The organism is Bacteroides sp. AM16-13 (assembly GCF_003602705.1).
Lineage (GTDB): Bacteria > Bacteroidota > Bacteroidia > Bacteroidales > Bacteroidaceae > Bacteroides > Bacteroides xylanisolvens.
In genome coordinates, this window is the sequence record NZ_QTLK01000005.1 from 184746 (window position 1) to 209118 (window position 24373).

The following is a 24373-nucleotide window of genomic DNA, read 5'->3' on the forward strand; positions in this document are numbered from 1 at the left end:
GAAAATACAATAATAAAAAGCCGTACTCTCTGCAAGTACAGCTTTAAAGTACACCCGAAGGGAATCGAACCCTTATCTGAGGTACCGGAAACCTCCATTCTATCCATTGAACTACAGGTGCTTATACAAATTTATCAGGTTAGAAAAAACGCTTCATCCGCTTAAATAAAGAAGCCATTCTTTCTAAATGCGAGGACAAAAGTATAAAAAATCTTCTCATCTTCCTAATGATTCTTCTTTTTTTATAGTTCTTAAGGTACTTCCCCATGTCAAGACACTGTTATTTTGAAATGCTTTAGAGCATTTACTTTATCAAATTGACAATCTTTTAGAGAATATCCATTACATATATCAATTTTATTCCTATCTTTGCCGACAATTAACATTTAACAAACCTATGAGTTACTTGATAAAACCTAAGAACTATAATCCGCTACTCGACCTCAAACAGACCGAGCTGGGAATCAAGCAAATAAAAGAGTTCTTCCAATTAAACTTGTCATCCGAGCTACGCCTTAGACGTGTGACTGCCCCCCTTTTCGTATTGAAAGGAATGGGTATCAATGACGATTTGAACGGAATAGAACGACCCGTTTCTTTCCCTATTAAAGATCTGGGCGATGCACAAGCCGAAGTGGTTCATTCATTGGCTAAATGGAAAAGGTTGACCTTAGCTGACTATCATATCGAACCCGGATATGGTATTTATACGGATATGAACGCAATCCGTTCAGACGAAGAACTGGGCAACCTGCATTCTCTCTACGTAGACCAGTGGGACTGGGAACGTGTCATCACCAATGAAGACCGGAACGTAAACTTCCTGAAAGAGATCGTCAACCGTATTTATGCGGCTATGATCCGTACAGAATATATGGTATACGAAATGTATCCGCAAATCAAGCCGTGCCTGCCACAAAAGCTACATTTCATCCATTCAGAAGAATTGCGCCAACTTTATCCGGATCTGGAACCCAAATGTCGCGAACATGCCATCTGTCAGAAATACGGAGCTGTGTTTATCATAGGCATAGGCTGCAAACTTAGCGACGGCAAGAAACACGACGGACGCGCACCGGACTATGACGACTACACAACCAAAGGATTGAACGACTTGCCCGGACTAAACGGCGACCTCCTTCTGTGGGACAATGTACTGCAACGCTCCATCGAATTGTCATCTATGGGAATCCGTGTTGACAAAGAAGCCTTGCAACGTCAATTGAAAGAAGAAAAAGAAGAAAAAAGACTGGAACTTTATTTCCACAAGCGATTGATGAATGACACCCTTCCACTATCCATCGGAGGAGGTATCGGACAATCCCGCTTGTGTATGTTCTACCTTCGCAAAGCTCACATCGGAGAGATACAAGCCAGCATCTGGCCCGAAGATATGCGCAAAGAATGTGAAGAACTTGATATACACCTTATATAACAAACTATGAACGTACAAATTGAAGAAAGCTGGAAAGCACATTTAAAACCCGAATTCGACAAAGACTACTTTCGCACACTGACCGATTTCGTCAAAAGCGAATATAGCCAGTATCAGATCTTCCCTCCGGGAAAACTGATCTTCAATGCTTTCAACCTTTGTCCTTTCGACAAAGTGAAAGTTGTAATTATAGGACAAGATCCCTACCATGGACCGGGACAAGCACATGGTCTCTGTTTCTCTGTAAACGACGGAGTGCCTTTTCCCCCTTCATTAGTGAACATATTCAAAGAAATCAAAGCCGACATCGGTTCAGATGCCCCGAGCACGGGAAACCTGACTCGCTGGGCAGAACAAGGAGTTTTATTACTCAACGCAACCCTGACCGTACGTGCCCACCAAGCAGGTTCACATCAGAATCGTGGCTGGGAAACATTTACCGATGCTGCAATCCGTGCCCTGGCAGAAGAAAAAGAAAATCTGGTATTTATCTTATGGGGATCATACGCTCAAAAGAAAGGAGCGTTTATCGACCGCAACAAGCATCTAGTGCTCACCTCTGCCCACCCCTCTCCTCTTTCAGCTTACAACGGCTTCTTCGGAAACAAACATTTCAGCCGCACAAACGATTACCTGAAAACCCATGGAAAAACAGAAATCGCATGGTAGTTGGAGAAGTTGGATAAGTTGAGAATGGAGAGTTGAGAGTTGAGAGTTAAGAATAAAGAGTAAAAAAAATGGCTGCACTATTCGTCGAATGATAGCGCAGCCATTTTTCTTTTTCTATATTGTAACAAAACAATTACACGTCCGAATTTCCACTCTCAACTCTCAACTCTCCACTCTCAACTTATCCTAGTACCACTGAATGTTACTTTGCGTTTGGCTTCTCTGCTCATACTTCAAGTCTTGCAGGATGCTTGCATTCGCACGGATGGTAACATTGTAATATTTCCAGCGTCCGAAAGGAGAAAGACTAGCGGACAGGTTGAAACAGTGCAAGTCACGGGAGATTGTACAAGAAGTCTGCGTAATCTCTTTTGCCTGAAAATCATAGCCCGAGTTGAACGAGAGCGACCAGTTATTAGAAATCTTTATATTTCCGTTTGCATTGATGTTATGCGTATACGTATAAGGATATCGCATGGAATAACGGTTAATAGGCTTAGACCTATCTTCACGGATATTGAACGAATAGCTAAGGCTCAACGACCAAGGCATCTTAAACACTTGATAACCATCCGGGTCTGCCTGTGCTTTCTCTACTTTCTTAGGTGTAGTACCATCTCCTTCCGTTCCGTCAGATTCTTCATCGTCACTATCCTCCGACTTCTTATCTTTTCCTTTTTCATCCTCCTCTTTCGGACCGAACCATTTCTTCCATGTGTCATTATTAAAGGTATAGTTGAAAGAAGAGCCATATCCTTGGAAACGTCCGAAACGACCATACGACCATTCTGTACGATTACTAGTCACTACATTACCGCTTTTATCGAATGTATAAGCGTACGTAGCAAACGATGCATTCATATTGAAAGTATAATTCTTCGTCAGTTTCAAACGGAGGTTCATACTTAAATCACTCCAAGGTCTCTCTTTGGCAGCCATATTATAGGACATGCTCGCTCCCAATTCATCAATCAGACTGACTTTTTTAAGCGTATCTTTTTTGGCATCGTAATACTTCATTTCCAAGTTATTTGAAATAGAGAAGCTGACTGTTCCCGATCCTTCGCGCGAAGGTACTCCATAAGGTTGCCCCGTGAAAGGAGAATAATATTGCGTATTGCCATTATAATCTGTATATTCTTCCCAGTACTTGCTGAATCCCGGAGCACCGCTAAGACTTACCTGCGGCGTGAATACGTGACGAATCTGTATCTCTTTCTTCTTAGCAAAAAGAGGTTTGTACATACCATACAGTTTCGTACTCAAACTCAAACTTGCCGAATAATTGGAAACCCGGTAGAAACCATTCAATGTATCACCCGGCAATGCTTCCAATTTATGGTCTACCTCATTATATTGTTGATTAATCTTACGAGTATACCAACGCTCTGTATAATTGACCGAAGGAGAAACCTGCAAATATTTGAACAGTGTAAAAGTAGCACTGATAGGAATATTGTGATTCATTGCATTCTCCCATTCACTTAATCCGGCTTTAAACAGACGGTCGTCTTTGGTACGAATACTGTTTGTCAGACGTCCCGTATAGCTAACGGAAATCTTTTCATACCAACGTTCGGCTCCTGCCGCTTTCTTGCGTTTGAAGGGGAACAGACGGCTTAATGTAATATTCAAGTCAGGCAAAGTGACCGCAATAGAAGAGTCACGCATTGTCTGTGCGATATTGGTAGTTCCGGATAAGGTCAGACCGATATCAGGAAAACTACGAGAATAACTAATACTTGATGTTTTGGTATTTTGAGTCAACAACTGCGAATTATAAAGGTTGTTGATATTAGAACGTTCATAACTACTGGTCGAGAAGTTCACACTGGCGGAGAATGTGCTGTTCGGGCTGGCTTTGGCGTCCTGACGATGGTTCCATACTACCTTAAAATCCTTAGCAACTGCATAGTCCGGCATCCCTTTATCTCCAGTCTTGGTGACCTGATAGTCCGCTTGCAGCGTACCGGAATATTTATAGCGTTTATTATAGTTTGTCAATCCGGACAATCTCCATGAACCTTTCGTGAAGATATCTCCCGTTATTTTCAAGTCCATGATATCACTCATGGCAAAGTAATATCCTCCTTCTGCCAAACCGAAACCACGGCTGGAGTCGTCCATATAAGTCGGCATAATGAAACCGGAAGAGTAACTGCTGGAGAATGGGAAGAAGAAGAACGGCACAGCCAACGGCAGAGGCACATCTTCCACAACCAGATAGGCAGGTCCTGTCACTACATTCTTTTTAGGGCGCACTTTAGCTCTCGTCAGCTGCATATAGAAGTGGGGATGATCGTGATGATCGCAGGTTGTATAACGCCCATGCTCCATGAAAATTTCATCATTGGCCCCTTTCTTCGCCTTGCTTCCGGTCACATATCCTTCTCCCTGCTGGGTGACGATATCAGTAATTCCCGCTTTCTTGGTTTTGAAGTTGTATCGGATTGTTTCCGTATCATACGAGGTATCACCTTCTTTAAATACCGGTTTACCTTTTTCCACTCCGGTAGTATCCTTGATACCATAAGCATGCACAGTACTACTATCCAGATTCATCGAAATAACTTCCGCAGCCAGTTCGATGTTCTGATAATTCACTTTTCCGCTACCATAAAGTGTAGCGGCTCCTCCCAAAGTAAAGACAGTGGAGTCGTTAGATTCATAAACAACCGGTGCATCGAGTGGTTGTTTCTTCTTTACCGGTGCGATAGAATCAATGCGTACCGTTACCGTATCTGCTTTCAACGAATCATTTCCCTGAAGGGAATCCGTTTTCGCGGTATTGGAGGCAATCATTCCTCTTCTTCGACGTTGAGACGTAGCCTCATCGGGAAGCATCAGTAAGACAATCAGCAGTATGAATGATATAAGTATTTTTGCTTTCAATGGCGCCATTAACTAATAGTTTACGCTTGAAGTGGCAAAAGTACACAATCTTCACCAAATATGAGTTAGAATCTTCGTTATTTAATTATTTTTTAGTGCTATAAAAAGAGAGAACACCATCTATCAAAGCGGCTTAGACCTTCTTCACCATATTTTGCAATACTTTGCCGTGCTTTCTCCACTGTTTTCTCTTCATCCAGATGGGTTTTAGAAAAGAATTTATCCGCAAAGCAAATCAATTGTTCTTCTAGGGTGATGGGCAGCATCTCGCGATGAGGAACAGGAAGTTGCTGGGCAATGATATCTTCCAACGAAAGTCCGGCTCCCGTATGGCGTTCGCACACCAATGCGTGTTGGGGAAAACCTTCCGCCCGCAAGATTTCGGCTCCCAAATATCCGTGAGCGATATAAGGATGAGTGCCAAAGCACTGAATAGTTGGAGCGTCGGTCTGAAAAATACCAATATCATGCAACAGAGCGGCTTCTTTTACAAAACTCCGGTTTAAACGCAATTCGGGATGAGCATCCAGCATTTTCATTGCTTTTCCGGACACGGCCAAACTATGTATTACTAATATTTGTCTCTGCTGGGTATTCTCCGGATAATACTTATCAACGATTTCGTATGGATTCATGTGCTTTATTTTTTGCTCTCTTGATGAGAAATTAATATTTTTGTGCAATATTACAAAAAAATTACCGATATGCAAACTAGAGTTTCCTTCATTCTTATATTTTTGTTCATTATGTTGTTGCCAATGCGTGTAAACAGTCAAATTGTCACGGGAGCAGAACAGATGGATCAATATCTGCCGTTGCTGAAAGGAAAACGCATCGGAATGGTGGTCAATCACACTTCTGTTGTAGGAAGAAAGCAGGTTCATCTTCTCGATACCTTATTAAAGAGAGACGTCCGGGTGGTCAAGGTATTTGCTCCCGAACATGGTTTCCGTGGTAACGCAGATGCAGGTGAAACAGTGAAAGACGGAAAAGATTCCCGCACCGACATTCCTATCGTATCGCTTTATGGTGACAACAAAAAGCCGTCTGCTACCCAACTAAAAGATGTCGATGTGATCTTATTCGACATTCAGGATGTAGGGGCACGCTTTTATACCTATATAAGCACGATGTATTATGTGATGGAAGCTTGCGCAGAGAACAAGAAAGAAATGGTTGTACTGGATCGCCCCAATCCGTGCGATTATGTGGATGGTCCGATACTCAAACCTGCCTACCGGAGTTTTGTCGGCATGTTACCTCTTCCGGTTCTCCACGGATGTACCATCGGCGAACTGGCACAGATGATAAACGGGGAAGGATGGATTGCCAACAAGAAAAATCCTTGTTCATTAAAGGTAATTCCAATGACCGGATGGAAACACGGGAAACCTTATTCACTTCCCATCAAACCGTCGCCCAACCTCCCGAACGACCAGTCTATCCGATTGTACGCCTCACTCTGTCCTTTTGAAGCCACCCGCGTCAGCGTGGGACGGGGGACAACTTTCCCTTTCCAGGTATTAGGCGCACCTAATAAGAAATACGGAAGTTTCACTTTTACTCCCCGCTCCTTACCCGGTTTTGACAAAAATCCGATGCACAAAGGTATCACCTGTTATGGGGAAGATCTCCGGAATGTAACCAATGTAAATGGATTTACACTCCGCTACTTCTTGGACTTTTATCGCTTATCCGGCGAAAAAGCAGCTTTCTTCTCCCGTGCCCGATGGTTTGATTTGCTGATGGGAACTGACAGCGTACGCAAAGCTATCCTCAAAGGAGAATCGGAAGAGGCTATCCGGAATAGTTGGCAAAAGGAATTACAGGATTACAAGGAGATCAGAAAAAAATATCTTCTCTATGAGTAAAAAAACTAGTATCATACTCTCATTCATTTTCATAAACCACTTATAATTAAAAGAATAAGTATGATAGATAACTATTATTTCCGGTATCTATCATACTTAGACCATCAAAAACGGGGTATCTATCATACTTGATTATTCTACCTCCAAAGGTACAATATGATAATACGTACCATACGTTTTCCGTTTAGATTTCACTCCGAGCCGTTGCAAGATACGCCCGAAATAAGACGCCTGTCTGGCGGAAAATGTCATCTTACTCGCTTTCTGAATCCGGCGCAGAATGTCAATAGCCAGTAGCCATTCTCCTTCTTCCTCTTCTTCTGCCCTACGATAATAAACCATAAATAATTGTTCGATGGCAGGTGATTGTTCAAACTCCCGGTTGTTTTCCGTCATGATAGCCTCTTCTTCGGAGTCAAACCAATAACGTTCATTATGATAAAGCAACTCCAACGCCTGTGCATAAAGCTGTTCATAATCAATAGGACGCGACACATCTATAGCTCCCGTCATGTAAATACCGATGAAACGACGGCTACCGGAAGTATCCGTCAACAAATCCCGATGATTGCTCGTGGCAATGAACGATGCATACCGGCGAAGCTCTTCCACTGCCGAAGCATTCGGACGACGTGTGTTCACCACCGGCTTTTGCAGAATATGTTTCAGAAAAGCCTGTTGGGTAGGGCTAATCTGGTCGAATTCATCCATATTGATAAGTAGAAAGCGATTCAGATACAACTCCGCGTCCCGTTTCCGACTGAAATCAATGCTATCCGTATAGTACGCCTGTAAAGCAGGAGGAAGAAGCATTCTGCAAAAAGTCGATTTCCGATATGCCTGTGGACCAATCAGCAAAGGTGATGTACTGTTGGCGTGTTTCTTATCCATTCCCCTCCAATGGGCAACCATATTCAAAAACCACCGACGGAACAACGGCGCCCAATGTGGATTATCACAGGGAACACGGTTGGCCAGTTCCAAAATCCGGTCTTTACCATCCCAGTGAGGCAGATGATACAAAAAATCCTCCACAGGCTGATAAACAGGCACATGGTCGGAATCCAAATAGCGGATTACGTCCCTATCCCACATTTTCACCCCTTCATACATGGCATTCATCGTGATACTCGCCAGCACCCGCTTGTCTACCGGACGAAAATAGAAATTAAAACTATTCCGTTCGCGATATTCCACTTCCGTGGTCAGCGTATTGTATCGAAATTCATAACGGCGCTTCATAAATTCGTCCATCTGCATGGCGAAAAGCTGTTCGGCCGTCAGACTGCTCTTCTTGCCGAATCCCTTGGCGGAACGGTAGACACTTTTCACAGTTTCGCGAATCAGTAACTCGTCCGAAGGGAGCCGGTAGTGCGCCTTTGTCCACCGCACAGTATCTTCTTCGGGGATACCTGCCCGAAAACAATGCTCCGCCAAACACACTAGTAGTGGTTGCAGATCGTCTCCCTCCCGATATCCGTCCAGTTCTTCGAGCGCCCTGTTGAATGCAGCGGAGAAAAGCACCGACAATGCTTCATAATTTTCATATCCGGGCGCCATTCGCTGCAAAGGAGAATCGGTTTCCCGCGTTCGTTTAATAAAAGTCGTTTCGGAGGGAAGACTGACGGGCTGCTTCATATAAATGGGCATTGCTTTCGGATTGAAATAAAGTTCGGGATCGTACGTCAGCCGGCAATATTGTTCGAGCGACGGTTCTTTCAGTTCGATATCAAAAGGCAGTTGTGGCTGATAATATTTCACAGCCGTCTGATAAGCATGCGCGTGAAAAAGTTCCGCTTGCTCGCGTAAAGTCGGCAAGCGGTCGTCCGGATAGGTGAACCGCACCCATATCTTTACTGATTTGCCGGAAGATCCGGTAAAAGCAAGGTATGTTTGCGGAAGCTCTTTGAGCAGTTCCTTTATCTCATCGGCTTCCGCCCTCCCCGAAAGGTTATTGACTTCCATCATCACTATGCCGTTATATTCATTCAAGGTCATTACCCCTTCTTTACGGACAAAAGCTGCGGCAGGCATCACTTTGGGAACTTTACGCACCTCTTCAATCGAATTTCCCGGAAGAGTATACCGCAAGACTTCCCTCATCTTTGAGACGGGCTGCGCCTTGACTTCCGTTTTCATCTGCTCCAAAAGGAGCTCCATTTTCAACGTCCGTAAGGTTTTTACCTTGCCATCGTCTCTGACTAATGTTATTCTCATCTTTTTTTATTATTATTTCCAGTAAAAGGAAAGCTGCACTACAGCCATACAAAGATACAACATGCTCTTCGCCCAAACAAATTTCACCGCTTTTATTTGCTACGCCACATGACTTTATTTTATAGAAATAATGCTTACTAAATTTGCGAATAAAGGCAGGATAATGTATCTTTGCAGGCAGTAAGACTTCAGCCCGCATAAGTGTGCCGTACAGCCCACCTATGCGGGCTGTATAGTTTACATTCGTGGGCTGTAGAGCCCACAAATGTGTGCCCAAGAAAAGCCACTGATTCCAGTTGATTATCCAGGTTGCAATTGTAGGTTATCTTGCTGCAAAACAATCATTAAAATGCCTTTTAAAAGGCATTTTAGCCACATTAACCCATAATAGAAAAGACATGTACGCAAAGTATGATTTTCGCAAAAAACCGTCTTCGAAAGAAGACGAAGACGAACAGCCGTTGTATCCCCGCATCGTATCGAACGGAACCATCGACTTTCAACAAATTGTAAAAGAGATCGCTCAAGCTTCCAGCTTTACGCCGGCAGATATTGAAGGAGTCCAGCTGGCTATTGAAAATAAAATATCCGAATATTTAGTCAGCGGACATCACGTCCAGTTGGGGAACCTAGGATATTTTTCAGCCAAGCTGAAAGCACGTCCGGTGATGGATGCCAAAGAGATACATGCGCAGTCCATTTATTTCGATAATGTAAATTTTCGTCCATCATCTTCTTTCCGAAAGAAGGTTCGCGGATTTGTAGAAAAAGCGAAGTCGGGATTTGCACATTCCGCCGAAGTTCCGGTGGAAGAGCGTCGGCGCAGGTTGGAGAGGTTTCTGGATGAACGACCGATGATACGACGCAAAGAGTATACGCAACTGACGGGACTACTAAAGAACAAAGCGCTGAATGAATTGAACGGTTGGGTAAAGGAAGGAGTACTTGACACCATTGGAAGCGGCAGTCATAAAATTTATGTGCGAGCCAACACAAAGAAGGAGTAAACAGCAAAAAAAACAGTGAAACGGGAATGATAGATACCCATATTTCATAAAGAAAGTATGATAGATACCGGATTTTAAAAGCGTCTATCATACTTATTCATCAGATAATAAACATGTTAGCAAAAAGAATGAGAGTTATGATAGTTATTTTCTACTCTAAGAACAATCAGTTAATATATTTCACCTGAATATTTTCATAGAAAAATGGTTATCCACTCCTTTATTCTAACTATTTTTGCATAGATAACCGAACATAAAAAAGTGAAATGAATATCGAAGAATTTAGAGAATACTGCCTGTCTTTTAAGGGAGTCCATGAGAAGATGCCGTTTCCCAATGTGCCCGACAAATATAGCCGTGACATTCTATGCTTTTATGCAGCGGACAAATGGTTCTGTTTCGTTAACATTGAGATTTCCGATTTTTGTTGTATCAAATGCAACCCTGACGAATCCGGAGAACTGCAAACTGAATATACCGGCATAAGACCGGGATGGCACATGAATAAGAAATATTGGATCAGTGTTTATTTCAATCAAGACGTATCTGATGATAAGATCAAAGAGCTTGTAAGCAACTCCTACGATATTGTAGTTAAAAGTTCGACAAAGAAAGAACGGGAAATGTTATCACTGAAAGTTTAATGCGATATAGCTAACTTATTATCAAGATTACCATTCAGCTCATTTCAGTCTTAATATGAAAAATCTGAATCTCTATAAAGATAGTCATAAATTATAGGGAACTTTTCTTGAGATATCTTTCTAAATCCGGCCTTTTCATAAAACCGATATACTCTGTCTGTATTCCTTGGTGTATCAAGGATTATTTCTCTGAAATTGTGTTTTTGTGCAAAATCTAAGAAAATGGCATATAACTGCCGACCCAAATTATGAGGAAAACTTCTATAAGGTTCATAAACAAAAAACTTTTTTAAAATAACCACTCCATTCCCTGCATTCATTAAACCGATGGTTCCTACAACCTTCCCACTTTCCTTTGCCACCCAAAAATTCCCTCCGCCATCAATATACTTTTCTTTGATGTGAAGTAATTCCGGCTGGTCATCTACCGTTACCAACGGACGAGTGCCATCGTTCTGGCAATGAAGGACAAGTGCTATAATCTCTTCTTCATCGGACTAGACGTATTCTTCTATTTCTACCATGCTTATACGTGTTTGAAGTTACTATTATTTTAATTCAATTTCAGCATCATAAATTTTTCATAAATAATAATACACTGAAAATCAATAATATTATCTATATCAAAAATTGATATAAAACAAATATGCAACAAACAATTAAGGAAACACTGTCTTTATGATAGAACAATAAGAACTCAAAAGAACATTATTTTGTGATAGTGAATAATCTATATAGATGGCGACACATCCCACAGACTACTAAAAACGAACAAGATAAAAGGGACTATGCGCAATGCTTATAGTCGATTTCCACTGTTATGCCCCCGAGTGTAAAAACTTGGTATAACACAACAAATACTTGCCGAGAAAATGAGTTATACTCAACAGTCTATAGTGCCGAAAAGGATGGGTAGGAAGTCAAGCCAATTGTGGAAGGAATACGAAACGTACCGCCACAACACATGGGAGAGACACCGCAGATACGCAGTCCGGTGGTAACAAGTACGGAGTCGATGCTACCTCTTTTCAAAATGTAACATCACACTGCTTATGCTAGAACGCAAGAAAAAAGAAAATCCAAAGGGTTTGCTTCATTAACATTATTGATTAGGAAGGCGAGGTGAATTAGATAACAGTTCTTGCATATCCTTACTACAAAAGATTAGTGTAATTCTGTGTGGTGAAGACTCCCGAAAGTTTTCGCAATACCTCCATTCTTTTGTAAATTTGTAAAAATTATGAATGTGCAAAAATACGACTGTCTATTGACGACACCCAATCATTACAATATAGAGAGGGAACAAATTCATTTAACAAGAAAACAAACTGATAAAGAAACAAACGACTCAAAATCCACTTCTAAATGAATCAACACAAGTAGCTCTCTCAACTAAGTTTTTTTTATATCATTATACATTAAATTCAGGAATAAAGTTTGTCCTATAAATAAATAAACCTATTTTTGCCACTTATGAAATCTAATCATGAAATATAGAGTTGCGCAAAAAGATGATGAATAAACAAGAAAAATTCGAGCAGATATTCTATGAAATATTCCCAAAGGTAAAAGCCTTTGCCTGGAAAATATTGCAATCAGAAGAAGATGCGGAAGACATTGCTCAAGATGTCTTTGCCAAACTATGGAATACTCCCGAAACATGGGAAGACAAAGAAACATGGCATAACTATATATATACCATGACACGAAACCACATATTCAACTTCCTCAAACATAAAGCCGTCGAACAAAAATACCAGCAGCAATCCGAACCCGAAGACTACAATTATTATAGTACCGATGACATCCATGACCAGCTATATGCCAAAGAACTGCAACTACTCATTAAACTTACTATAGACCGCATGCCCGAGCAAAGGCGAAAAGTATTCCTCATGAGCCGACAAGAAGATATGTCCCACACAGAAATTGCCGAACGGTTGGGAATCTCAATACGTACAGTAGAGCGTCACATTTATTTAGCGTTGGGAGAACTGAAAGAAGTCCTCTACTTATTTTTTTTCATATTTACCATTGAGTAGTCAATCTGTTTCAGTTGTGTTTATAAAGTAAACGCATCCCGCTGCTCCTTAACCGACATAAGTTAAGGCACCGATGCAGTAATCACCTTTTAAACCTAAGAAACAATAGTAATGAAAACTCTGAGACTCACTTATCAATTGATCGCAATCCCTGCGGCCTTCTCACTTAGTGCCTGCCACACACAATCCAGCCAGCAGCAACCTACTCCACCGAATATCATCTATATATTGGCAGACGACATGGGATATGGCGATATCAATGCATTTAATCCACACTCGCAGATTCCCACTCCAACATTAGATTCGATGGCATCCGCAGGAATTATGTTCACCGATGCCCATAGCAACTCTTCAGTCAGCACTCCCACACGTTACGGCACGCTAACCGGAAGATACGCTTTTCGTTCTTCACTTAAAAAAGGAGTCTTGACCGGCTATTCTTCCCCCCTGATTGAAAAAGGACGCGAAACAATTGCGTCATTCCTCAGCAACCAAGGCTACCAGACCGCCTGCATCGGGAAATGGCATCTCGGGCTCGACTGGGTAAAAAAGGATGCCAAGAAACCCCTCTTTACCGGCAACGAGTGGAATGTAGAGAACACGGACAATGTAGATTACACCGCTTATATAAGCGGAGGTCCCACAGACTGTGGCTTCGGCTATAGCTGCATCCTGCCCGCATCACTGGATATGCCCCCATACATATATATAGAAGACGGAAAAGTGACAGCTCCCGTAAACGGATATACGGAAGACTATCTCGAAAAAAAAGTAAGAGGTGCCCGCTATCGACATGGCGACGTGGCAGACGACTTCAATCATCAAGAATGCCTCTCCTACTTCACCCAAAAGTCAGAAGAATACATAGCCCGTGCCTCCAGGCAAGACACTCCCTATTTCCTCTATCTCGCACTGACAGCCCCCCACGCCCCATGGTTGCCGGGAGAAGAATTCAAAGGACGCTCCACTGCCGGAGCTTACGGCGACTTTGTCTGTATGATAGACGAAACCGTACGCCGCATATACACAGCCGTAGAACGTGGCGGAAAGGCAGCCAACACATTAGTCATATTTACCTCGGACAACGGATCTATGTGGCTGGAAGAAGACATCGCACAAACCGGACATCGGGCAAACGGTGCGTGGAACGGTGCCAAGTCCGACCTATGGGAAGGTGGGCACCGAATACCACTACTCGCGACATGGCCCAATGTAATCATACCCGGAAGCCATTCAGGACATCTGATATGCTCCACCGATTTGTTCGCTACACTTGCCGACATGCTGGGAACAACATTGCCCCCTCACACGGCCGAAGACAGTTTCAGTTTCTGGCACGAACTATCAGGCAAAAAAACAAAAAAAGAAAGCAAGGAACGGCAATCAATGGTGTATCATTCCGTAAACGGTTTCTTCGCCCTGCGTAAAAACGAATGGGTATTTGTTGACTGCAAAGGTTCCGGCGGTTGGACATTACCTGAAGAAACAGCCAAAAAGCTGCCTGACACACAATTATACAACCTGAAAAATGATACCACCCAACTCCAAAATGTATTGATCTCTCACCCGGAAATAGCCTGGGAAATGAAAAGGGAACTGGAAGCCATTAAAACGAAAGGCTGAAAAATCACCTTGATGCATATTACCCAAAATTCAATCATCCTATAATATCATGAAAACAAATTCCCAATTATTGTTATTACTATCTCCTTTTTGTACATTCCACATAAGCATGGCACAAGATGCCTCTAAACCGAACATAATACTTATTATGGCCGACGACCTGGGATGGGGAGATGTAGGCTTCAACGGTAACACCCGTATCCAAACTCCTTGTCTGGACAGGCTATCTTCCGAAGGAGTGATATTCGATCAATTCTATTCCTCTGCCCCCCTTTCATCACCTACCCGTGCCAGTGTCCTGACCGGTAGAAACGCTTACCGAATGGGGGTGTTTGCTCCCAATGTAGGTATCCTGCGTCCGGAAGAGAAAACTTTGCCCAAGTTATTGAAAGAAAAAGGATATACGACAGGACATTTCGGTAAATGGCATTTAGGTACGCTTACCTACAAAGAAGTAGATGCCAACCGGGGACGGCCGGAAAATAAACATCTGTTCAATCCGCCATCCGAGCATGGATACGATGATGCTTTCGTGACGGAATCCAAAGTTCCCACCTTCGATCCGATGTCGGCACCCGTATCCAACAACGGACGTTTTTGGGATTATCTGCCGGAATATGAAGAACGGAAAACGTATGGAACATACTATTGGGACATCAACGGGAACAAAGTTACGGAAGAACTTCGGGGTGATGACAGCAGAATTGTCATAGACCGGACACTTCCTTTTATCGATCGTTCACTGAAACAAGGAAAACCTTTTCTGGCTACAATCTGGTTTCATACTCCACATCTGCCTTGCGTGGCCGGTCCTGAGCATGCTGCGCTCTATAGCGATCTACCTTTGGAAGAAAGAAATTACTACGGCTGCATTACGGCAATGGACGAACAAATAGAACGCCTGGTAAACTTCCTGAAGCGGAAAGGCATCTATGAAAATACTGTTATTTTCTTCTGTAGCGACAATGGTCCCGAGCTGAACACTCCCGGAACAGCCGGTATCTTCAAAGGGAAAAAACGCTCCCTGTATGAAGGTGGCATCAGAGTTCCGGCATTTATGGTTGGAGGAAAAGGGAAATTACCTGGACATATCACACAACCTTGCAGCACATCCGATTATCTGCCCACCATCTTAGAAATGACCGGGCTATCTCAACAAGGGCTATACGAACTGGACGGAGAATCATTCCTGCCTTTCCTTTCCTCAGAAAAAGCCATGCGGAAAAAGCCTCTTGTCTTCTGTTCGGGCACACAAGGAGCAGTTGTTACCTACGATTATAAATTATATTATAATAAAGGGAAGTTTGAACTGTACAAACTGCCGCAGGATCCGTCCGAACAAAATGACATCAGCGCATCTCATCCGGATGAAGTTAAAAAACTCTCTGGCTATTTACATCAGCAAATGTCTGCCTACCGCAATTCATTTGAAGGAGAAGAATATGGCACTTCTTCAGTAGAACGAATGAAACAGAAGTGGGAAGGGATATTTGCAAAGTAAGATTTAGTAAGATAAATAGTAACAACAAACCGTTTTAAATTATTATGGAAAAGTATTTTTTACCCATGTTAACCCTATGTATGAGTAGTGGTTACCTTCATGCCTCCACCCCCCAAAACCGCATGAACATCGTATTAATAATGGCCGATGACTTTGGCTATGAATGCATTGGAGCCAATGGCGGCAATTATCAGACCCCGCATATCGACAAACTCGCCGAAGAAGGCATACGGTTTGAACATTGCCACTCCAACCCGCTCAGCACCCCGAGTCGAGTACAGTTAATGACGGGTAAGTACAATGTTCACAATTATGTAGCTTTCGGCAAACTAGACAGAGGAGAGGAGACTTTTGGCAACATTTTAAAAAATGCAGGATACGCAACGTGCATTGCCGGCAAATGGCAACTGGGCAAAGAGAAAGACTCACCCAAACATTTCGGTTTCGACACTTCCTGTCTGTGGCAACAGACTGCAAGCGCAGTGGATGAGCAAGGACACGACACCCGTTATGCCAACCCCGTCATGGATATAAACGGTGAAACCATCGAATACCCCCAAGGCACATTCGGTCCTGATATATCTTGCGATTTTGTATTGGATTTCATAAAAAGACACAAAGAATCGCCTTTCTTTGTATATTATCCGATGGCACTGACACATTGTCCCTTTGTCTCCACACCTGACTCCGAAGAATGGTCCCCCATGCGCTCCCCCACTTATAAAGGAAATGCCGTACACTTTCCAGACATGGTGGAATATACCGACAAGTTAGTAGGGCGCATCTTAAAGCAGCTGGATGAATTACAACTTCGAGATAACACACTGATCATATTCACCGGTGACAACGGGACGGACAGCCCAGTGATCTCCATGCTAAACGGAAAGCCATACCCCGGTGGCAAAGGAAAAACCATAGACTCCGGTACACACGTACCACTGATAGTATCTTGCCCGCAAGGTGAAAAAGGGAAAGTCAACAAAGAACTGATAGACTTCACTGACTTTCTGCCGACTTTGTGTGATGTCGCCGGGATTAATCGTCCAACAACCCCGGAAACCGATGGTAAAAGCTTCTATCCGCAACTGTACGGAAAGAAAACAGAAGCAAGAAAATGGATATACTGCTGGTATGCTCCCCGGCAGGTATATGATGAAAAAGCAACAGTCTTTGCACGCGACCGGAAATATAAACTATACCGGACCGGAGAATTCTATGACATAGAAAACGATTTCTATGAAAAATCACCTATCACAAAACCCAATATGACCGGAAAACAAAAGAAAATATTCAAGGCATTGCAGACAGTGATCAACAAATATGAAGACGCTGCGAAGAAAAAAAAATAAAATTTCAAAAAAAGCCATTTACCATTGAGTAGTTACTCCTGCCTAGTTGTCTTTTCTATATAAAAACAATAACAATGAAAGATTATATCAGACAAATCATTCGGATATTCACAAATTCTTCTTTGGATAAAACAACCAGAGAAGAAGTGCACCAATGGTTGGTAAGTCCCGAACATGCCGATGAAAAAGAGGCGGCATTGCATGAGCTATGGATAGAAACCGAAGGTCGTCCGAGCAAGAATATGCACGAATCATTGAAAGCCGTTTATCGCAAAGCGGGTGTAACCGCTTCTCAAAAAAGACAACGCTACTACCTGAAGTTCACGCGCTATGCAGCAGCCGTAACACTCTTGGTTCTGTCCGTATCTGCCACCTACTTTCTGACCAAAGCCGAATACTCAGAGATAGCTATGGTAGAAAATTACACCCGTGCCGGTGAGATGTTGTATATCGACTTGCCGGACGGAAGTAAAGTACAGACCAATTCAGGTACATTATTACTCTATCCTGAAAAATTCACAGGAAATACCCGCACGGTCTTTCTACTCGGAGAAGCTAATTTTAAGGTAAAGCCTAATCCGGAAAAGCCATTTATAGTCCGTTCCAACACACTATCAGTCACAGCTTTAGGAACAGAATTTAACGTAGCTGCCTATTCCGATAAAAATGAAATAGTAGCTACCCTGCTTGAAGGAAAAGTAAGGGTCGTATGTGGCATAGAAGGAGAAAAGTACATCCTGCATCCGGGTCAGCAAGTCTCTTATCTGAAAAATACAGGCGCAAGCTATCTGACGGATGCCAACGTGGAGGATGTCACTGCATGGCAGAGAGGTATGCTGGTTTTCCGAAGCGTCACGGTGAAAGACATGATGATCACATTGCAGAGAAAATACAATATTACAATCCAATATAACGAAGCCCGCTTCAACAACGACAAATACAATTTCCGCTTCTCCGAAAAAGCAACTATTCAGGAAGTGTTTGCCGTTATGAAAGAGGTTATCGGTGGATTTGAATATACTGTAGAAAACGATGTATATACCATTCAATAACAGAGAAACATTGTTTAACCTTTAAATAAACAGAAAGTATGAAAAAAAATATCCGGGAAAAGGTTGCCGCCTCATCCCGGATGTGAAATCTTAACTTTTAGTATTTACATAATACTACAACTAGGGAAAAAATTCTAATATCATGAGTTTAACACTAAAAACTTTACAAAGATATGAACATATATCGATTAAAAGCTAAAATTATAACTTTTTTTTGCTGTTTGCTGCTCTCACAGACAGTAGTTTTCGCCCAAAATGCGAAAAAAATATCCATTAAAAAAGAAAAAGTCTCTTTGAAAGAGGCATTGACCGAAATTGAAAAACAGACTAAAATGTCAGTTGCCTATAATGAATCACAATTAGGCGCCGATAAAACCATTTCACTGAATGTCGTTGACGCGACAATAGAAAAAGCCCTTGACCAAATATTGAAAGGTACAGGATTTGCTTATAAAATCCAGGGAGACCATATCATGATCGTACAAGAGCCTAAACAAGAGAAAAGAAAATCCAAGAAGATAACCGGACAGGTATTAGATGATCAAAATATGCCCCTGATTGGCGTGAACATCGTTGTAAAGGGGAAACCCGGTGTAGGTGCCATTACAAACATAGACGGAAATTTTACTCTGGAAGTGAATCAGGGAGATGCGATTGAGGTCTCATACATCGGCTATGCCCCACAAACGCTAAAAGTTACGGATAATAATATCTATAATATCCAATTGTCAGCAGACGCTGAACTATTGGAAGAAGTTGTTGTAACAGCGTTAGGTATCAAGCGTAAGTCAAAAGCATTGGGATATAACCTCACTGAAGTGAAATCTGATGAAATCACTACGGTAAAAGACGCGAACTTTGTAAACTCGCTGACCGGAAAAGTAGCCGGGCTACAAATTAATAGTAGTTCTTCGGGTATCGGAGGTTCTACCAAAGTAGTGATGCGCGGTGTGAAATCTATCAGTAAAAGCAACAACGTGTTGTACGTAGTTGACGGTGTTCCTTTGAATAATACAAATGGAGGCGATGTCGAAAAGAACCAAGGTTTTTATACTGCAGCTCCCAAAGGTGAAGGCATTGCCGACTTTAACCCGGAAGACATCGAGAGTATGTCAGTATTGACAGGTCCTGCGGCAGCGGCGCTTTACGGTAGTAATGCAGCCAATGGTGCAATCCTGATTACCACGAAGAAAGGAGCTGCCGGCAAACCTAAAATAACATTATCGCATAACACGGATTTTTCCAACCCATTCGTAACTCCGCGTTTCCAGAACACATACGGCAACAAACCGGGCGAATTTTCGAGCTGGGGAGACAAATTGGCAACCCCTTCTTCCTATGATCCTCTGAATTTCTTCCGTACAGGTTATAATACCACTACTGCCCTGTCCATTTCACTGGGTAATGAAAAGAACCAGACTTTCGCATCGGCATCTTCCACAACAGCCGAAGGTATCATTCCGAACAATAAATACCAGCGTTATAACTTTACAGTTCGTAATACCTCCAATTTCTTTAATGACAGAATGACATTGGACTTAGGTTTCAGCTACGTGATTCAGAAAGACCAGAACATGCTCTCGCAAGGACAATACTTTAACCCGATTGTTCCTCTCTACCTTTTTCCTCGCGGTGAAGACTTCACCCCCTATCGCATGTACGAACGTTATGACGAAGGCCGTCAGCTGATGACCCAACACTGGCCTTATGGTGAAATGGGCATGGCAATGCAGAATCCATACTGGATCATCAACCGCAATATGTTCAATAACGATCGGGATCGTTATATGGCAAATGCCGGATTGAAATATAAAGTGTTCGACTGGATGGATATCAGCGGACGTGTACGCATTGACAATGCCAACACCCGACATACAAAAAAACTTTATGCCAGCACAGATGCCAAATTTGCTCAAAGCAAAGGATATTATGGCGACCGTAAGGACGTAGACAAACAATTGTATGCTGACTTCCTGGTCAATATCAACAAACGTTTCAATGATTTCGACCTCACTGCCAATGTGGGTGCCAGCATCCAGGACGTAAGTATGGATTATGTAGGTGCGGAAGGTCAGTTAAGCATGATTCCCAACTTCTTCACTTTGCATAATGTAGATTTGGGGGCAAATAATTCGCGCATCAAACAGGATGGTTGGAAAGAACAAACCCAATCGGTATTTGCCAGTGCGGAACTGGGATGGAAAAGCATGATTTACCTGAGTGCTACAGCACGCAACGACTGGTCATCGGCTTTGGTCAACACACCCAACAGTTCTTTCTTCTACCCATCTGTAGGTCTTTCAGGAGTAATCACTGAAATGGTGAAGTTGCCGAAGTGGTTGACATTCTGGAAAATGAGAGCTTCTTATAGTTCCGTAGGTAATGCACCTTCACGTTATCTCACAATCCCGACTTTCGGCTACAGTTCGAGTGGAGAATTTGAGACCAACACCCACATGCCGGTACCAGAACTGCATCCAGAGCGGACCAAATCATTTGAAATAGGTACAAATGCCAAATTGTTTGACGGGCATGTTGGCCTCGACTTCACCTATTACAAATCAAATACATACAATCAGACATTTGAAGCCAAAGCTTCCGCTTCCTCCGGATACTCAACATTCTATATTCAAGCAGGTGATATAGCAAACTGGGGTATTGAAGCTATGGTATCTTACGAAAATAAATTCGGGGACCTGAACTGGAACTCACAGCTTACTTTCAGTATGAACCGTAATGAAATAAAAGAATTGGTACGTGATTACCCGGATCCACTTACGGGTGAATTACTCAACATTCCCAGTCTGGAAGTTTCCAAGTTTGGAACATATCGGATGATACTGGAAGAAGGCGGCTCAATGGGCGATATATATGTAACCAGCCGTTTGCGCCAAGATGGTTCCGGATTTATTTATGTAGATCCCGATACCAACCAGCTCCAGACAGTAGAAGATTTACAGAAGGTAGGTAATGCCAATCCGGATTTTAACTTAGGTTTCCGCAACAACCTTTCCTGGAAAGGCTTTAACCTGGGCTTCTTGCTGACTGCCCGCATTGGTGGAGAAGTGATGTCAGCCACTCAGGCTATACTCGACAAATACGGAGTATCGGAAGCGTCAGCAATCGCACGTGACAATGGTGGCGTAACAGTCAACTTCGGTAAACTCGACCCACAGTATTTTTATGAATATATTGGCGGAGGTGATACCGGCATGTTATCTAACTATGTGTACAGTGCTACCAATGTACGCTTGCAAGAACTAACTTTAGGCTATAACTTACCGAAGAAATGGTTTAATGACAAATTGAATATGACAGTTTCCCTCATAGGACGCAATCTTTGGATGATTTACAACAAAGCCCCGTTCGATCCGGAAAGTATCGCATTTACAGGTACCTACTTCCAGGGATTGGATTACTTTATGCAACCCAGCTTGAGAAATGTCGGATTCAGTGTAAGAATGCAATTCTAAAAATAATACTATCATGAAGAACTATATATTAAATATTGGAAAAGGAATGATTTTTGCCGGAGCCATCTCCCTGGCATCCTGCACCGGATGGTTTGATAATGTCCCCCCTTACGAAGCCACCGAAGACATACTGGAAGGAGATAACGTGAAAGTCGGAGCTTTCTTCCCTCAATTGCAACGCAATGTGGTCTCTACGCATAACAATCAGTTTCAATTGTCGCAAAACTTGGTAGGAGATATCTATTCGGGGTACATGGCCATTCCCACCAATTTCAACAGCAATAAGAACAATGCCACCTACTTCTTCCAGGATAATTGGCTGAATAATCCGTTCGAAAAAGTATATACCCAGGCTATCGGCGCCTATATCGAAATTAAGAAAAGCGTAGATGGCGATGAAAACTCCCACATCTACCAATGGGCACAGATTCTTAAAATTGCTTCCATGCATCGCTTTACCGACATGTGGGGGCCTCTGCCTTACACCCAGGTAGGAAGCGGTTCGATGACCACTCCATACGACAGCCAAGAGACTGTTTATATGAAGTTCTTCGAAGAACTGGACAAAGCGGCTGAAGTCCTGACCAAGTTTACCGTGAACAATCCCGGTTCAAAACCTATGGCAGAGTACGATTTGGTCTATGGAGGCGATTACAGCAAATGGGTGAAATTTGCCAATTCACTACGTCTGCGTCTAGCAATGCGTCTAGCTTTCGTAAAGCCGGAAGTTGCAAAAGAACAAGCTGAAAAGGCTATATCCCATTCATTAGGGGTAATAACTTCAAATGATGATAACGCCGGGGTGAAAACGGTGGGAGCCAATGACGTAGTTAATCAACTATACACAATGTGGGCCAATTATAAAGACATTCGTATGGGAGCTTCCATTTGGTCCATACTGACAGGTTATGAAGACCCACGTTTGAGTAAAATGTTCACGCAAGGTACCCTGAATGAGACATCCGGTTACTTCGCTCTTCGAACAGGCCTCAACTTGGACAGCAATAAAGACTCGCGGCTAGGATACTCTTCCCCGAACATACAAAGTAACACTCCAATAATCTGGATAAATGCAGCCGAAGTTGCTTTTCTTAAAGCCGAAGGTGCTTTAAGAGGATGGAACATGGGAGGTGCTACTCCTCAAAGTGCTTATGAAGAAGGTATTCGCCTTTCTTTCAACGAATGGGGAGCAAGTGGTGCCAATGAGTATATGACGGATGAAGTGAAGACAGCCGCTAACTATGTAGATCCTCTAAAGTCGTCCAATAACATAGGTGCTGTCAGTAACATAACCATTGGCTGGAAAGAGAATGATTCCAAGGACAAGAAGCTTGAACGTATTATCACCCAGAAATGGATTGCCACGTTCCCAAATGGTCAGGAAGCCTGGACGGAATTCCGCCGTACCGGTTATCCTAAATTATTCCCTGTAGCAGTCAATAATAGCAGTGGAACAGTTGATACGGATATTCAAATACGCAGACTGCCATTTGCCAAATCAGAATACACTTTAAATCCCCAAAACATACAAGAAGCCATTCAATTATTAGGTGGTCAGGACAACGGTGGTACCCGTTTATGGTGGGATATAGAAAATAAATCAATAAACTAAAAGTAAGTAAATCATATGAAAAATATATTGAAAACTATCGGATTAGTATTTGGCTTGGGATTGTTTATGCAAGCATGCGATGACTGGACCATGCCCGAAGCAAATATAATACAAAATCTGGATGGAACTCCCAAATCAGAAGAATACTACAGGAAATTAAGAGCTTATAAAAAGACGGACCACCAAATAGCTTTTGGGTGGTTCGGCTTTTGGAACGGAGGCACATCAACTTCTGCAAGAGGTTCATTGCGCAGTGCACCCGACAGTATGGATATCATATCTATATGGGGAGACAAATATAACTTAACTCAAAATCACATAGATGATATGAGATACGTACAGGAGGTATATGGAACAAGAATCACATTCACGCTTTTCTCTCACAATATGTCCAACTTATTCAAAGGAGGAGTATGTCCGTTTGAAAACAAGGCAGAAGATATTCCCGCAGCAGCAAAGGCATTATCCGATTCTATCTTCAAATATGGTTATGATGGGATAGATTTTGACCACGAATGTTCAGCCGGTGACCTCTTCTACAACAAGGATAACATGACTACGCTATTACGTGAAATGCGCAAAAATTTAGGTCCGGACAAACTAATTATGGTAGATGGACATATCAGTTACATTACGGAAGAAGGATGGCAATATGCTGATTATGCCGTATCTCAAGCATATAATACTTCTGCTCCTTCCAGACTCCAAAGCCGTTACAACGGAGTCAGTAAATATATAGGTCCGGAGCGCCTCATTGTAACCGAGAATTTTGAGTCCTATTGGAAAAATGGCGGTGTAACCTATACAGATGAAGAAGGTAATAAAATGCCCTCCTTATTGGGCATGGCCGGTTGGCATCCCGAAGAAGGACGTAAAGGAGGATGCGGAGCATACCATATGGAATATGAATATGCACACGATCCGGAATATAAGTTCATGCGACAGGCCATTCAAATAATGAATCCGGCCAATCCCAACAATTAAAA

General features: G+C 42.5%; 17 protein-coding genes and 1 tRNA gene. 13 read left to right on the forward strand and 5 right to left on the reverse strand.

What is annotated here, in order from left to right; translation table 11 throughout:
• Nucleotides 1-49: 49 nt before the first annotated feature.
• Nucleotides 50-121, reverse strand: a tRNA-Arg gene (locus DW173_RS05540).
• A gap of 276 nt (nt 122-397) precedes the next feature.
• On the opposite strand from DW173_RS05540, the gene asnA reads away from it, so the two are divergent.
• Both asnA and ung read left to right on the forward strand, forming a co-directional pair.
• Complete coding sequence (gene asnA / locus DW173_RS05545) at nt 398-1435, forward strand: aspartate--ammonia ligase (protein ID WP_004299370.1); 1038 nt, start codon at nt 398-400, stop codon at nt 1433-1435.
• A gap of 6 nt (nt 1436-1441) precedes the next feature.
• On the forward strand, nt 1442-2104 hold the full coding sequence (gene ung, locus DW173_RS05550; RefSeq protein WP_118407591.1) for a uracil-DNA glycosylase: 663 nt from the start codon (nt 1442-1444) through the stop codon (nt 2102-2104).
• A 186-nt stretch (nt 2105-2290) separates the two neighbouring features.
• Here ung and DW173_RS05555 read toward each other — a convergent pair whose 3' ends face one another.
• On the reverse strand, nt 2291-5005 hold the full coding sequence (locus tag DW173_RS05555; RefSeq protein WP_120143979.1) for a putative LPS assembly protein LptD: 2715 nt from the start codon (nt 5003-5005) through the stop codon (nt 2291-2293).
• A gap of 89 nt (nt 5006-5094) precedes the next feature.
• Nucleotides 5095-5631: an HDIG domain-containing metalloprotein gene (locus tag DW173_RS05560; RefSeq protein ID WP_008024970.1), complete on the reverse strand. Its 537-nt coding sequence runs from the start codon at nt 5629-5631 to the stop codon at nt 5095-5097.
• A 69-nt stretch (nt 5632-5700) separates the two neighbouring features.
• Here DW173_RS05560 and DW173_RS05565 point away from each other — a divergent pair, with 69 nt between their 5' ends.
• Nucleotides 5701-6867: an exo-beta-N-acetylmuramidase NamZ domain-containing protein gene (locus tag DW173_RS05565; protein WP_120143980.1), complete on the forward strand. Its 1167-nt coding sequence runs from the start codon at nt 5701-5703 to the stop codon at nt 6865-6867.
• A gap of 132 nt (nt 6868-6999) precedes the next feature.
• Here the strand turns inward: DW173_RS05565 and DW173_RS05570 are convergent, their stop codons facing one another.
• Entirely contained in the window at nt 7000-9084 is a 2085-nt protein-coding gene (locus DW173_RS05570) for a BT4734/BF3469 family protein (RefSeq protein ID WP_120143982.1), read from the reverse strand.
• A 398-nt stretch (nt 9085-9482) separates the two neighbouring features.
• On the opposite strand from DW173_RS05570, the gene DW173_RS05575 reads away from it, so the two are divergent.
• Both DW173_RS05575 and DW173_RS05580 read left to right on the forward strand, forming a co-directional pair.
• Nucleotides 9483-10091, forward strand: coding sequence for an HU family DNA-binding protein (locus DW173_RS05575; protein ID WP_087317194.1), 609 nt, complete (start codon nt 9483-9485; stop codon nt 10089-10091).
• 266 nt (nt 10092-10357) lie between these two features.
• Nucleotides 10358-10735: an MmcQ/YjbR family DNA-binding protein gene (locus DW173_RS05580; RefSeq protein ID WP_087317195.1), complete on the forward strand. Its 378-nt coding sequence runs from the start codon at nt 10358-10360 to the stop codon at nt 10733-10735.
• Nucleotides 10736-10785: 50 nt separating this feature from the next.
• Here the strand turns inward: DW173_RS05580 and DW173_RS05585 are convergent, their stop codons facing one another.
• Nucleotides 10786-11172, reverse strand: a complete 387-nt coding sequence (locus DW173_RS05585) for a GNAT family N-acetyltransferase (RefSeq protein ID WP_225450776.1) — start codon at nt 11170-11172, stop codon at nt 10786-10788.
• A 1074-nt stretch (nt 11173-12246) separates the two neighbouring features.
• Between DW173_RS05585 and DW173_RS05590 the strand changes: the two genes are divergently transcribed.
• From DW173_RS05590 to DW173_RS05625, 8 genes are all read left to right on the forward strand, one after another.
• On the forward strand, nt 12247-12777 hold the full coding sequence (locus DW173_RS05590) for an RNA polymerase sigma-70 factor (RefSeq protein WP_087320694.1): 531 nt from the start codon (nt 12247-12249) through the stop codon (nt 12775-12777).
• A 111-nt stretch (nt 12778-12888) separates the two neighbouring features.
• Nucleotides 12889-14400 carry a sulfatase family protein gene (locus DW173_RS05595; protein ID WP_087317197.1) on the forward strand — a complete coding sequence of 504 codons (1512 nt, stop codon included), beginning with the start codon at nt 12889-12891 and terminating at the stop codon, nt 14398-14400.
• 49 nt (nt 14401-14449) lie between these two features.
• The gene (locus DW173_RS05600; protein ID WP_087317199.1) at nt 14450-15901 is read left to right on the forward strand and encodes a sulfatase; all 1452 of its coding nucleotides are present in this window, start codon (nt 14450-14452) and stop codon (nt 15899-15901) included.
• Between the two features lie 44 nt (nt 15902-15945).
• The gene (locus tag DW173_RS05605; RefSeq protein ID WP_199722817.1) at nt 15946-17250 is read left to right on the forward strand and encodes a sulfatase-like hydrolase/transferase; all 1305 of its coding nucleotides are present in this window, start codon (nt 15946-15948) and stop codon (nt 17248-17250) included.
• A 74-nt stretch (nt 17251-17324) separates the two neighbouring features.
• Nucleotides 17325-18302 carry a FecR family protein gene (locus tag DW173_RS05610; protein ID WP_087317200.1) on the forward strand — a complete coding sequence of 326 codons (978 nt, stop codon included), beginning with the start codon at nt 17325-17327 and terminating at the stop codon, nt 18300-18302.
• 173 nt (nt 18303-18475) lie between these two features.
• Nucleotides 18476-21775, forward strand: a complete 3300-nt coding sequence (locus DW173_RS05615) for a TonB-dependent receptor (protein ID WP_087317202.1) — start codon at nt 18476-18478, stop codon at nt 21773-21775.
• A gap of 13 nt (nt 21776-21788) precedes the next feature.
• Nucleotides 21789-23387, forward strand: coding sequence for a RagB/SusD family nutrient uptake outer membrane protein (locus DW173_RS05620; protein ID WP_199722818.1), 1599 nt, complete (start codon nt 21789-21791; stop codon nt 23385-23387).
• Nucleotides 23388-23402: 15 nt separating this feature from the next.
• Nucleotides 23403-24371: a glycoside hydrolase family 18 gene (locus DW173_RS05625; protein ID WP_225450775.1), complete on the forward strand. Its 969-nt coding sequence runs from the start codon at nt 23403-23405 to the stop codon at nt 24369-24371.
• Nucleotides 24372-24373: the final 2 nt, after the last annotated feature.

Excerpts from the sequence above, each read along its gene's own strand:
- asnA (WP_004299370.1), top strand. The coding sequence starts at position 398 with ATGAGTTACTTGATAAAACCTAAGAACTATAATCCGCTACTCGACCTC.
- ung (WP_118407591.1), top strand. The coding sequence starts at position 1,442 with ATGAACGTACAAATTGAAGAAAGCTGGAAAGCACATTTAAAACCCGAA.
- DW173_RS05555 (WP_120143979.1), bottom strand. The coding sequence starts at position 5,005 with ATGGCGCCATTGAAAGCAAAAATACTTATATCATTCATACTGCTGATT.
- DW173_RS05560 (WP_008024970.1), bottom strand. The coding sequence starts at position 5,631 with ATGAATCCATACGAAATCGTTGATAAGTATTATCCGGAGAATACCCAG.
- DW173_RS05565 (WP_120143980.1), top strand. The coding sequence starts at position 5,701 with ATGCAAACTAGAGTTTCCTTCATTCTTATATTTTTGTTCATTATGTTG.
- DW173_RS05570 (WP_120143982.1), bottom strand. The coding sequence starts at position 9,084 with ATGAGAATAACATTAGTCAGAGACGATGGCAAGGTAAAAACCTTACGG.
- DW173_RS05575 (WP_087317194.1), top strand. The coding sequence starts at position 9,483 with ATGTACGCAAAGTATGATTTTCGCAAAAAACCGTCTTCGAAAGAAGAC.
- DW173_RS05580 (WP_087317195.1), top strand. The coding sequence starts at position 10,358 with ATGAATATCGAAGAATTTAGAGAATACTGCCTGTCTTTTAAGGGAGTC.
- DW173_RS05590 (WP_087320694.1), top strand. The coding sequence starts at position 12,247 with ATGATGAATAAACAAGAAAAATTCGAGCAGATATTCTATGAAATATTC.
- DW173_RS05595 (WP_087317197.1), top strand. The coding sequence starts at position 12,889 with ATGAAAACTCTGAGACTCACTTATCAATTGATCGCAATCCCTGCGGCC.
- DW173_RS05600 (WP_087317199.1), top strand. The coding sequence starts at position 14,450 with ATGAAAACAAATTCCCAATTATTGTTATTACTATCTCCTTTTTGTACA.
- DW173_RS05605 (WP_199722817.1), top strand. The coding sequence starts at position 15,946 with ATGGAAAAGTATTTTTTACCCATGTTAACCCTATGTATGAGTAGTGGT.
- DW173_RS05610 (WP_087317200.1), top strand. The coding sequence starts at position 17,325 with ATGAAAGATTATATCAGACAAATCATTCGGATATTCACAAATTCTTCT.
- DW173_RS05615 (WP_087317202.1), top strand. The coding sequence starts at position 18,476 with ATGAACATATATCGATTAAAAGCTAAAATTATAACTTTTTTTTGCTGT.
- DW173_RS05620 (WP_199722818.1), top strand. The coding sequence starts at position 21,789 with ATGAAGAACTATATATTAAATATTGGAAAAGGAATGATTTTTGCCGGA.
- DW173_RS05625 (WP_225450775.1), top strand. The coding sequence starts at position 23,403 with ATGAAAAATATATTGAAAACTATCGGATTAGTATTTGGCTTGGGATTG.